Source organism: Cyclobacterium sp. 1_MG-2023, assembly GCF_030546805.1.
Lineage (GTDB): Bacteria > Bacteroidota > Bacteroidia > Cytophagales > Cyclobacteriaceae > Cyclobacterium.
The window spans coordinates 89,269-101,318 of sequence record NZ_JAUOPC010000004.1 but is presented as its reverse complement, the minus strand read 5'-3'; the positions used below and the strand labels follow the sequence as shown (position 1 = coordinate 101,318).

Here is a 12,050-nt window from a genome sequence, read left to right as displayed (position 1 = left end):
AAATTCCGGGCAACAACTATTCCCCTATTGAAAAAAGCTGTTGCCCGGAATAATTTACATCACTCATGAGTTATTAATCATCTGCTGCGTTCATTGCAGTTTCTGCAATTGCAGCAGTTAACTTTCCGCCACCACTTGTGACAGCAGAAACATTAAAGAATCCCTGAACCTTAGTAGAAGATTCTTCAGATACCGGATAAATATTGCTGATAACATTTGACAATGGAGTCGCAAATAATTCAGAAAAACCACCCGGTCTATTGGTCTGTAAGATTACTCCTGACAAAAACTCAAATGCCATAGGATCGATGGAATGAATCTCCAGATACAAAGAGTCCCCAACCACGTAGGGGGGCAAAAAAGAATTTTCTTTTTCCGGATTTTCATCCCATGGATTCACGAAATCCTTACGAATGATCTGATTAAAAAGCACACCATCCATAGTTTGGGTAGACGAAAAACCTGCATCATAGGCGATATTGATTTCAGAAGGCTTACTTAAGTAAACTCCATTTTTCCATGCCTTGATCCAATAGGCATCTCCTCGACCGGGAATATCATTGGCCATAAACTCTGCTGTAAAATAAGGCTCCTTGAAATTAATGTCTTTCGGATTATAAGTAAATTGCACGGAATCAACCTCAGGTACTTCACCCAAGCCTGCATTGGCAGTATAAGCCTTCCCATCCACTTCCAGGAGTAACTGATACTGGTGACCGACTACCAAAAATGCTTCATCTCCCGGTTCCCAGCCATAATAGGCATCTGTTTCAACAAATGTAATTGTTTCTCCTGAAGAAAGATCTTTGACACTTACACTTGCGCCTTCCACCATCTCAGGTGAGGATTGATCAAAATAAGGCTGCGATATGGTCAGAAAAATTTTCTGAGTTTCATTTTTATCATTTAACCAAGCATCCACCACCATCACTTCTGCCGCTGGATTAAGGGTAGGGTTGATTTCAGTATCACATGCGAAATTAAGACAGGCCAAAAAGAAAACGATTAACTTTTTCATGATATAGGTATAAATTTGTCAGGATTAAAATTTAAAATTATAGGTTACAGAAGGTATTAAAGTACCAATGAGAGACATTTGATGGGCAGAGGTAGCTAATGGTTCGCCCATCTGTGGTCTGGTGGATGTCCCTTGAGAGAAATAAATACTGAAAGGATTTTTCCTACCATAAAGATTATAAACCGATACTACAAGGTTATCCGTGCCTTTCCTCTGTTTCTTGCCTCTCCATACATTGTCAATGGTTAATGCAATATCTAATCGATGAAAATTAGGAATCCGATAGTTATTTCTATCACTTCCATCGATATAAGGGATTACCTTATCTTGTACAATAATCCGATCTGTTGGAAAGGTAGTTGGCGTACCGGACAAGTAGCTGAAATTTGCCGACAAGGTCACTCGCTTATTTAGTTCATAAAATCCTGCCAGTTTTAAATTATGGCGTTGGTCATACCTTGTAGGATACCAATTCCCCTCCCTTGTCGATTCATTATCCCCATAATTTATCCCATCTACTTTCAATTCAGTTTTACCCAAAGTATAACTGATCCAACCGGTAAACCTGCCCTGATTTTTCTTGGCATATAACTCTAAGCCATAAGCCCTTCCCTTACCTGAAAGTAATTGAGAAGCCATAAATTCATTGATAAATAACTCGGCCCCATCGATGTAATCCATTTGGTTTTGGTTCCATTTATAATAGACTTCGGCACTGGTTTCAAACCGGTTGCCAAAAAAGTTTTTGAAAAAGCCTAAAGCTCCCTGATTCCCGGTTTGAGGCAATATATTGTTATCGGAAGGTTGCCAGATATCAATAGGTAAGGAGGCAGTAGTATTTGAAATTTGGTGCAAGTATTGACTCATTCGGTTATAACTGGCTTTCAAGGAACTGGATTCATTCAGTGAATACTTGACTGAAATCCTGGGTTCCAGGTTATTGTATTGGGCCACTGAATTCCAGGATCCATTTTCTGTAACCCCTATCAAAGGCCGTTCTATGCCCGGCAAGGTATCTCCATACGTATAAGTCTTTTCTCCAAAATGATTGAAATAACTGAATCGAAGGCCATATTGCGCCACTACCTTATCTCCAAATTTTTGTTCACTACTGACATACAAAGCTCCCTCAACTGCTTTCCGATGATCCAAACTGATATTGGAAAGTTCTCCATTATTTATAATCGTAGCATCTGCGGGTCGAAATCGATAAGCAATTAATTCTCCTCCAAAGGTAAGTTCATGTGAAGGGTTAGCAAACCAAGTAAATTCAGGCTTGAAATTCCAAGTGGAAATGGCTGCCTGCCAGTCAAACTTGTCGCTTTCATTGGTTCCAAAGCTAAAACCATAATTGTAGTCGCTATAAAAGGCTGAGAAGTTGGAAAACAATTTGCTTCCATAAAGATGATTCCATCGAATTGTGGCAGTTTTATTTCCCCAATTAAAGCCTTGAGATTCATCAAAATTAAATACATCTCTACCCAAATAACCGGAAACAAAGAGTTTGTTCTTTTCATTTAGTTCAAAATTGGTCTTCGCAGTAAGATCGTAAAAGTACATGCCCGCTCCATTGTCCAATGCATCTGTAAAGGGTCGTGCCAATACATCTGCATAAGAGCGACGTCCGGCAAGAATAAATGAAGATTTGCCTTTTTTGATTGGCCCCTCTAAGGACAGCCTGCTAAATACTGTTCCTATACCACCGGCTACATCATAATCTTGGTTATTACCCTCTTTCATCCTTATGTCAAGAACAGAGGATAACCTGCCTCCAAATCGAGTAGGGATCCCTCCTTTATAAAGTTTGACATCCTTGACCGCATCCGGATTAAAAACAGAGAAAAAACCAAACAAATGAGAGGACTGGTAAACAGGGGCTTCATCCAATAAAACTAGATTTTGCCCCACTGTACCTCCACGAACATTGAAACCGGAAGTGCCCTCTCCTACGGAACTCACACCCGGAAGGAGCTGTATACTTTTTAACACATCCACCTCTCCTACAAAGGCCGGCATCTTCTCAATTGTTTTAATATCCATTTTCGCTGTACTCATTTCCACGGATGATACATTTTCGTCCATCCTATCACTTTGAATGACCACTGTTTCCAATTCGGTATCCGACAGCATCAATGATATATCCAATCTAAGGTCCTTGTCCAGCTTTACTTTTTTCTGAATCTCTCTATAACCCACAAAGCTGAAATGCAGGTCATAAACCCCTTCTTCCAAAGTGATGGAGTAGAATCCATATACATTGGATACCGTTCCGCTATTGATTTGTTCTACCCTTACAGTAGAACCTATAAGTACTTCCCCATTGGTCTCATCTGTGAGATAACCGCTTATGGTAAAGGAGTTGCTTTGAGCAAATCCGGGGAGTAAGGAAAGGAAGAATAGACCTCCTAATACAAATGATTTCATTTTAAATGAGTTAAAGGTTGATACGAAAACTACTTGTGAATAAAATTATGGTTCAAAAGTAGCAGGCAGGGGGCTAGAGATCGTTCCAGTTTATAATTGTGAACCTCTTTGGTAAGAAAAAAAAATACTTCGATTAAGGGGGAATCTTCTTTACTGCGGCTGTTTTACCAGATAAATGCAATAGACATTCTATTCCGTGCTGAAATCGATTCAAAATCAACCACTTCGTTGCTGTTTTCAATTTCACATAGCGGTGCTATCCTAAAACCTCCAAACAGCCTAATTTTCTTGCGATTGCAACATTCCCTGAGAAAGGTCAGGACAGTCATCACCAATACGATTGCATAATCCGGGTTTATTGAAAGGACTACTATACCGCACAAAAAAAGCTTCAGGTTTTTACCCGAAGCTTAAAGAGCAAATCTATTGCCTATATTTTTTTATTTAACTGTATAGCAATTTGGATTTAGCTACTTGATCAACCTGAAGCAAGTAAGCGCATAGTGCTCCTCTAGCCGAATGCATGTATAGCGTTAAATCAAACCTGTTTTAGAAATGCTTCTATATTGCCACCTGTTAAAAGGTGCGCATGATCCGTGATTTTTTGAATGGGCCAATTCCACCATTTTATATCAAGTAAGCTGCTTATACTGCTGTCAGAAAATCTTTTTCGAATTAATTTAGCAGGATTTCCACCAACAATAGCATAGGGGGAAACGTCAGCCGTTACCACCGAATGACTAGCAATAATGGCTCCATCACCGATTTTTACCCCAGGCATAACCTTTACGTTATGACCTAACCAAACGTCATTGCCTACAATGGTATCTCCTTTGTATGGGTAGCTTTTTCCTTTCATGGCTTTTTCCCAGCCATGACCAAAAATAGCAAAGGGATAGGCTGAAATAGAAGTACTGAGGTGATTCCCCCCATTCATGATAAATGAAACACCGGAGGCGATCATACAAAATTTACCGATTATTAATTTGTCCCCAATAAAATCGAAATGATACTTGACATTTTTTTCAAAATTGTAAACATCCTCTAAATCATCATAATAGGTGTAATCCCCTACCTCTATATTAGGGTTGGTGATGATATTCTTTAAGAAACACAGTTTGTTGTGATTCAATAAAGGAAAGGATTCATTTTTATCCGGACCTGGTAATGGATTCGTTCTCATAATACAATAGTTAGATAAATATTTCCGAACAAATGTGAGCCATTACATCTACTGTTGCGTTCTGAATTATAATGTGATACCTATTGCTTCCCAACTTGTTATTATTCCGCTTTGGCCTTTTTCAACCAAGCACTTGGGGTGACTCCTTCTTTTGTTTTGAAAAAAGAGTTAAAAACTGTCTTGGAGTTAAAACCACTATCATATGCCAGTGCAAGCAGCGTTAGGTGATTAAAACGTGGATTAATCGCAATCTTTTTGAAATAATTTAATCGGTAATTGTTCACATATTCATTGAAATTGGCTTGAAGTTTATCATTAATTAAATAGGACAATTTATTGGGATGAAGTTCCAGTTTACTCCCAAGAGCGTTTAAGTTTAGTTGGGGGTCTAAGAAAGGTTTCTCCTTTTCAAAATACCTAATTAACTTTTCCTTCATCAAATCCGCTTCTTTTTCATCCAATATTTGGGATGGCTTCTCCTTGGCAAACCACTCTTCATTTCCAGTCAAGCTAAAGTTGGCCTGATGCAAGTTCTCAAATCCTTCAATTTCTTTCAAGCTTTGCAAAAAGGGTTCGTATCTATAATTCATTAATTGCGCTCTACGCAACTCAATTCCGCTTTTTAACAACTTAAAGGCTGCTTCCGGGCAATTACCATTGGCTAGAATAAATAATTTATAGGGCGTTATTTCCCCTTCCTCATTTTCCAAGCTTTCCCATTGATCCAAAAATTCTTTAGGAATCTGTGCTATTTTCTTATTGATAATTGCAAAAAGCAGGTTGATCAATTCTTTTTCCTCAAATTTTTCAGCCAATTCTTTAACCTCTTCCTCTTTGCCCAGCAAAACAAGCACATTCACCTTTAACCTTAAGGCAAGGTCAAATTGAGGGTTGATTCGCAAGGCTTTTTCAATATAATGCAAAGCAATATCATAAGCTTGCTTTAAATAAAAAACATTGGCCATGGTAAAGTGATGATTTGGAGACAATGGATCCACTTCTAAGGCTTTTTTCACAAATAATTCGGCTTGATCAAAATAGCCCAAGGCAATAAGCAGTTCTGCCATGGCCTCTAATGCATCCGTATGTTTGGGATTCATAGCCAGGGTTTGATTAATGTACTCATAGCCCCCCTTATAATCCCATTCCTTCCACAAGGTTCGTCCTACAAATGACATGGGGTATTCGGGGAGTTCAGTATCCAATTCCTTGGCAATAATAAAATTGTCTATGGCTTTGCCCATTGCTTCTTCGGCAGGCATAAAGCCCCAAATGGCCAATAAACCATAACATTGTAAATTCCCATAATAAGCCTTGGCAAATTCAGGGTCTTTTGCAATGGCTGCATCGTATTGCTCGATGGCTTGTTTAAAAGAGTCGGGGGTCCATTGAAGTTGGTGATAACGCCCTTTTAAATAGTGTTCATAGGCAGAAACACTACGTGTTGAAGCTTGAATCAAATGATCCTTGATCACCAAATGCCCAAAATTCTCTCGTATTTGGTCCGCAATTAGCAGGCTGATTTCATCCTGCAAAGCAAAAATATCCTGCATTTGCCGGTCAAAATTCTTGGACCAATAATGCAGTCCATTTTTGGCATTAATCAACTGTGCGGTAATACGAACGCGATCTGATACCTTCCTTACACTTCCTTCAAGAATATTGGCTACTCCAAGTTGTTGGCCAATTTCCCTTACATCCAGATTCTTTCCCTTAAATGCAAAAGAAGAGGTTCTGGCGATCACTTTGAGTCCTTCTACTTTTGTTAATGCATTGATTATTTCTTCCGTAATACCATCACTAAAATACTCATTTTCTTGATCGTTGCTCATGTTCACAAATGGCAACACCACAATAGATTTGTCTTCTATGATTTTACTTTCAGGAATTTCACCCATAGCTAATTAGCTTTACTAAAAGATTATTTTACAAACAATATTTTTTCCAAAGCTAAATATGCATAATAAATTTTTATAATAAAAAATGTTTTTCAATGCTCCACCATAATAATTTGGTACTAAAAACTTCATTTAAAGGCTCATTACAGCATTTTATTAGGTAGATAAAGAAATAGGTTGGTAATAACAAAGCCAATTGACTAGTGTAGAAGTTTCGGGAAACTGATCTTATTGAAATAAAAGATTGTATGAGCTTCAATCTTAATAAACCCTGAGGAAGAGCTTTTCTTTAACGGATCCCAATTGGCCTGGGAAATTAGCAAATCTGAAAGGAAAAGGATAGCCATAAAAATGCTGATAAGAATAATTTTGAACTTTTTCATTTGTTAGTTGCATTACTTTTTAATGCTTCAAAAATGAGAAAGTAAAAAATGTCTTTCGTTCGGTGCTATAATTCCGAACTTTATTTATGGAAGATTTTGATTTATTTTCAATTCACTACATGGTGCCAAAAAATTGTCTTAAGTTTTACCTTTAAAAAGGAAAAACACCTTCCTTTTGGTACTAAAAAAGGTATGAAACAAATGTTCCATACCTTTTCAATTTCGGTTTTCACAGGGTTTACTTTGAATTAGTTACAAGAAGAATTTACTCCATAAATTACCTGTTTCTTTTGGCACGATGCTCCAAATAAGCATCCAAATAATGCTTGTTTAATTCATCACTATCTCCATATTTCTTTCTAACCTCTTCTAATTTTTCATGCATCATTTTTTGAACTTCAGCATATGCTGGGTCATCGTACACACTTTGCATTTCCATAGGATCTTTTTCCAAATCATACAATTCCCATTCATCAATATCATAGTAAAAATGGATAAGTTTATAACGTTTTGTAGACACCCCATAATGCCTCTTCACCATGTGTTCAGCGGGGTATTCATAGTAGGTATAATAAACAGCATCTCTAAACTCATCTGTTTTTCCCGAGACCACATCTCTAAAAGATTCACCCTGGATTTCCTCAGGTATGTCTACTCCGGCATAATCTAAAAAGGTAGGGGCAAAATCAAGGTTTTGCACCAATTGATCAAAACTACTTCCTGCTTTAATTTCCTTGGGGTATTTCATTAACAAGGGTGTTCTAAAAGATTCTTCATACATAAATCTCTTGTCAAACCAGCCATGCTCACCCAAGTAAAAACCCTGATCAGAAGTATACACCACAATAGTATTTTCATCCAATCCGGTCTCTTTTAGGTAATCCAATAATTCACCAACTCCATCATCAACAGATTTGATTGTCCTAAGGTAATCCTTAATATATCGGTTGTATTTCCACAAGGCCAATTCCTTACCACTGAGATTTGCCTCACGCATGGCTTTGTTTTTAGGTTCATAAGCTGCCAGCCAGTCTGCTAACTGTTCCGGATTCAATCGCTTCAACTGATTTACCAACCAAGTGGTATCTCCATTGGTAGGGTCAAATTGAAACTTGAAATCATGGCCCCATCGCGCATGGCCATCAATCTCCATTTCTTGCGTCTTGGCCGCTGTTCCTCTACCTTCGTAATCATCAAAGAAATTTGCCGGAGGGTCAAAGGTTACATCATCATATAAAGTCAAATATTTCTGTGCAGGCTTCCAGTTTCTATGTGGTGCTTTTTGATGGTAAAGCAATAGAAATGGCTCTTCCTCTTTTCTGTCATTCTTTAACCAGTTTAAAGCGGCATCTGTTATAATATCAGTACAATAGCCTTCTATGCGTTTTTTCTCCCCATTAATAAGGAAATCGGGGTTATAATAATGCCCTTGGCCGGGAAGTACCATAGAAAAATCAAAACCTTGTGGCAGACCATCCATATGTATCTTACCAATCATGGCTGTTTGGTAACCATTGGCTTGAAGCAACTTAGGGAAATTATCTTGGTTCCAATCAAATGGCTGGATATTATCAACCTTTCCATTGATAAAGCTATGCTTTCCAGTCAGCATTACGGCTCTACTGGGGGCACATATTGAATTGGTTACTGTAGCTCTATGAAAAATGGCTCCCTCATTAGCTATCCTATCGATGTTTGGCGTTTCATTCAATCCATGACCATAAGCACTGATGGCTTGATAGGCATGGTCATCACTCATGATAAAGATAATATTTGGTCTTGTTTCTTCCTTCGTTTCTTCCGGATTACAAGCCATAAAGCCGGCACCTACGGCCAGAAATAAGCTTAGTAGCAGTATTCTTTTCATATTTTTTTGTTTATTAGGCTAGTTAAAAAGAAAATTAAACCGTAAGTTAACTAATTAAATTTAATTTTTTGTAAATCATAAATTATCCGATTTCCATCAAATAATACTATCGGCCATTTTTGACCAACCGAACATTTATTATAAATCTTTTCTTTTTAGCGCTTTGACGGCATGATCCACTGCCCTGGCTGTAAAAGCCATATAAGTCAGACTTGGATTTTGGGTTCCTGTAGAAGTCATGGAGGCCCCATCAGTAACATACACATTTGGACAGGCATGCATTTGATGGTATTTTCCCAGCAAGGATGTCTCCGGATCTTTACCCATTCTAACCCCTCCCATTTCATGAATATCCAGCCCCGGTGCCCGGTCACTGTCATTTTGTTTGATATCCTTGCAGCCTGCTTTTTCAAGCATTTCTGCCCCTTGATTCAAAAAATCTTTAACAGACAAATCATCATTTTTGTCATACCCAACATCCACTCTTAGTTGAGGCATGCCCCATTTATCTTTCAACTCATCATCCAGGTATACCCTGTTTTCAGGCTTAGGAATTGTTTCCCCTTGCATCATCATGAAAACTCTCCAAGGCCCTGCTTCTGAGTTGGCTTCTTTAAATCCGGGACCGAAGGCTTCATTTCTTGCATTACCCCAACCTCCTCTTCCTGCGGAATAAAAGGTCATATATCCCCTCAGAAAATCCATTTCTTGTTTCTTTACATTTCTAAAGTTGGGCATCATGATGGCTGTGGGTCTGCGGCCATAATAATAGTCATCCATAAATCCATCCATCTTTGCTGAAAGAGTTCCCCGGTAGTTGTGAAAGGCTATATGTGTCCCAAGGAGCCCATTGTCATTCCCCAAGCCATTGGGAAATCTTTTGGATTTTGAATTAAGTAAAATAAGGTTGGAGTTTAATGCTGAAGCATTTACAAAAACAACCTTGGCATAATACTCGGTGGTTTCCATTGTTTCAGCATTTATTACCCTTACCCCTGTCACTTTACTTTTGGCATCATCATAAATGATTGAATGAACCACTGCATGAGGTTTGATGGTAAGATTTCCGGTAGCTTCTGCAGCAGGCAAAGTGGAGGAATTTGAACTAAAATATGCACCAAAAGGGCAGCCCCTTTGGCACAAACTTCTTGCCATGCACTGACCTCTACCTTGAGCTTGGTGATGCGCTGCCGGCTTGGTGAGATGAGCACACCTGCCTATAACAAATTTCCTATCCGAATAGGCTGCATTTACTTTTTCCTGAATTGTTTTTTCCACCTTATTCATTTCCCAAGGAGGTAAAAACTCCCCGTCAGGCAAAGTATCCAATCCATCTTTATTGCCACTCACACCAATAAAATGCTCTACATAACTGTACCAGGGTGCTATGTCTTCATACCGTATAGGCCAGTCAACCGCAAACCCATCTCTTCCGGGGCCCTCAAAATCGTATTTACTCCATCTCTGAACCTGCCTGGCCCAAAGTAAAGATTTACCCCCAACTTGATATCCTCGAATCCAGTCAAAAGGTTTGTCTTGAATGTAGGGGTGTTCGTTATCCTTTACAAAAAAATGATCTGCATCGTCTTTAAAGGCATAACATCTGGAAACAATAGGGTTCTCTTGTTTAAGCTTGAGAGACAATCGACCCCGCAATGGAAATTCCCAGGGTGGGGTATGCATGGTTGGGTAATCTTCCTTGTGTCTTACATTTCTTCCTCTTTCCAGTACTAGGGTTTTAAGCCCTTTCTCACATAATTCTTTTGCTGCCCAACCGCCGCTAATTCCTGAGCCAATAACGATGGCATCAAACGTATTACTTTTCATTCTTAAATCATTTATTCGTACCTGAGAGATTCTATGGGGTCAAGCTTGCTGGCCTTGTAAGCAGGTAAAATCCCGGAGACCAAACCTACCACAATACAAACAACAAAGGAAAAAATAATCCACACCCAAGGAACAAGAAAACCACCTGGCCCTACAGTATTTCCTACAATATTGCCGATCCCAATCCCCATGATCACACCTAGAATTCCTCCCAAGACACAAATTACTATGGCTTCTATAAGAAATTGTTGACGAATCCGAAGCGGGGTGGCCCCCATGGCTTTTCTAATCCCAATTTCTCGAGTTCTTTCAGTAACAGAAACAAGCATGATATTCATTAAGCCAATAGAAGCTCCCAATAAAGTAATAAAGCCAATTCCAAATCCTCCAATCCTAAGGTACCCGGCAATTTCTTCAAGGCTTTCGCCTAAAGTCTGAGATTTGACCACCTCAAATGAATCTTCCATACCCACACCATCTTCTCTTATGGCCCGCATGATACCTGTCGCTTGCCCCATTACATATTGTAACCTCAAAGGATCTTGCCCAGCAATGGTAATGGTATAGCGAAAACTCCCTCTGCTATCTAGATTTCTTGCATTAAGAATGGGTATAATTATGGCCCTATCTGCTCCCGAGTCACCACCAACACCACCTTGCTTTTCCATGATTCCCACAATGGTGTATCGCCTTCCGTAAAATGAGATGTATTGATTGATCGGATCTTCTGTATCTTCAAAAAGTGTTTGCTGTATTTCAGTTCCTATCACACAAACATTATTTCCATATGACAATTCCACGTTGCTGAAATTCCTACCTTTTTCTATGGCCACTCCTTTGATTAAAAAATAATTTTCATCACCTCCAATTATTCGACTGTTGGGATTGGTTTTCTTTGACCCTTTCTTTACTTCAGCAGAACCGGAAACAAAGGTAGTAATCGATGAGACCCCTCTTTCATTGTACTTCTCTTTAAATTCAGTGGCCTCCCTATAAGTTATATTTGGATAATTTTTGGGTGCAATGCCTGAGGACCTTGCCCTGCCTCCTGAAAAACCTTTGCTTCTAACATCAAAATTATTGGCACCAAACCCGGATAAGCTGTCCTCTATTTGGGCCTTCATGGCATCAATGGCCGTTAACATACCCACCAATGAGGTGATACCAATGGCAATGATCAAACCTGTTAGAATGGTCCTCAGCAAATTAGATTTAACTGATCTAAATGCCTCTCTTATATTTTCGAGCAAATTCATGGATTGTCCGTATGTGGGCAATAATTAATTTTATTCCCGTCTTTGACATTAATATTAACTATAAATACACTTCATAAAAAGAAATCAAAGATTTTTAATTGTTTTTAACAAGGCAAGCCTTCCATCTCTTTTAGCAATTCTCTGGACAAACTATGAGCATTGCAGTACCAAAACCAAAGACCAACCCCATCATT

The 12,050-nt window shown here is 38.8% G+C and carries 7 protein-coding genes; all 7 read right to left on the bottom strand.

Annotation, left to right across the window (positions count from 1 at the left end):
* Nucleotides 1-73 precede the first annotated feature (73 nt).
* A complete protein-coding gene (locus Q4534_RS07135) occupies nt 74-1,018 on the bottom strand; it encodes a DUF4249 family protein (protein WP_303612475.1) in 945 nt (314 codons plus the stop codon).
* Between the two features lie 24 nt (nt 1,019-1,042).
* The gene (locus Q4534_RS07130; protein ID WP_303612474.1) at nt 1,043-3,442 is read right to left on the bottom strand and encodes a TonB-dependent receptor; all 2,400 of its coding nucleotides are present in this window, start codon (nt 3,440-3,442) and stop codon (nt 1,043-1,045) included.
* Nucleotides 3,443-3,980: 538 nt separating this feature from the next.
* Nucleotides 3,981-4,625, bottom strand: coding sequence for a CatB-related O-acetyltransferase (locus tag Q4534_RS07125; protein ID WP_303612473.1), 645 nt, complete (start codon nt 4,623-4,625; stop codon nt 3,981-3,983).
* A 101-nt stretch (nt 4,626-4,726) separates the two neighbouring features.
* Nucleotides 4,727-6,523, bottom strand: coding sequence for a tetratricopeptide repeat protein (locus Q4534_RS07120; protein WP_303612472.1), 1,797 nt, complete (start codon nt 6,521-6,523; stop codon nt 4,727-4,729).
* A 660-nt stretch (nt 6,524-7,183) separates the two neighbouring features.
* Nucleotides 7,184-8,773 carry a sulfatase gene (locus tag Q4534_RS07115; RefSeq protein ID WP_303612471.1) on the bottom strand — a complete coding sequence of 530 codons (1,590 nt, stop codon included), beginning with the start codon at nt 8,771-8,773 and terminating at the stop codon, nt 7,184-7,186.
* Between the two features lie 138 nt (nt 8,774-8,911).
* Nucleotides 8,912-10,600, bottom strand: coding sequence for a GMC oxidoreductase (locus tag Q4534_RS07110; RefSeq protein WP_303612470.1), 1,689 nt, complete (start codon nt 10,598-10,600; stop codon nt 8,912-8,914).
* A gap of 11 nt (nt 10,601-10,611) precedes the next feature.
* The gene (locus tag Q4534_RS07105) at nt 10,612-11,856 is read right to left on the bottom strand and encodes an ABC transporter permease (RefSeq protein ID WP_303612469.1); all 1,245 of its coding nucleotides are present in this window, start codon (nt 11,854-11,856) and stop codon (nt 10,612-10,614) included.
* Nucleotides 11,857-12,050 lie beyond the last annotated feature (194 nt).

Excerpts from the sequence above, each read along its gene's own strand:
- Q4534_RS07125 (WP_303612473.1), bottom strand. The coding sequence starts at position 4,625 with ATGAGAACGAATCCATTACCAGGTCCGGATAAAAATGAATCCTTTCCT.
- Q4534_RS07130 (WP_303612474.1), bottom strand. The coding sequence starts at position 3,442 with ATGAAATCATTTGTATTAGGAGGTCTATTCTTCCTTTCCTTACTCCCC.
- Q4534_RS07115 (WP_303612471.1), bottom strand. The coding sequence starts at position 8,773 with ATGAAAAGAATACTGCTACTAAGCTTATTTCTGGCCGTAGGTGCCGGC.
- Q4534_RS07120 (WP_303612472.1), bottom strand. The coding sequence starts at position 6,523 with ATGGGTGAAATTCCTGAAAGTAAAATCATAGAAGACAAATCTATTGTG.
- Q4534_RS07105 (WP_303612469.1), bottom strand. The coding sequence starts at position 11,856 with ATGAATTTGCTCGAAAATATAAGAGAGGCATTTAGATCAGTTAAATCT.
- Q4534_RS07135 (WP_303612475.1), bottom strand. The coding sequence starts at position 1,018 with ATGAAAAAGTTAATCGTTTTCTTTTTGGCCTGTCTTAATTTCGCATGT.
- Q4534_RS07110 (WP_303612470.1), bottom strand. The coding sequence starts at position 10,600 with ATGAAAAGTAATACGTTTGATGCCATCGTTATTGGCTCAGGAATTAGC.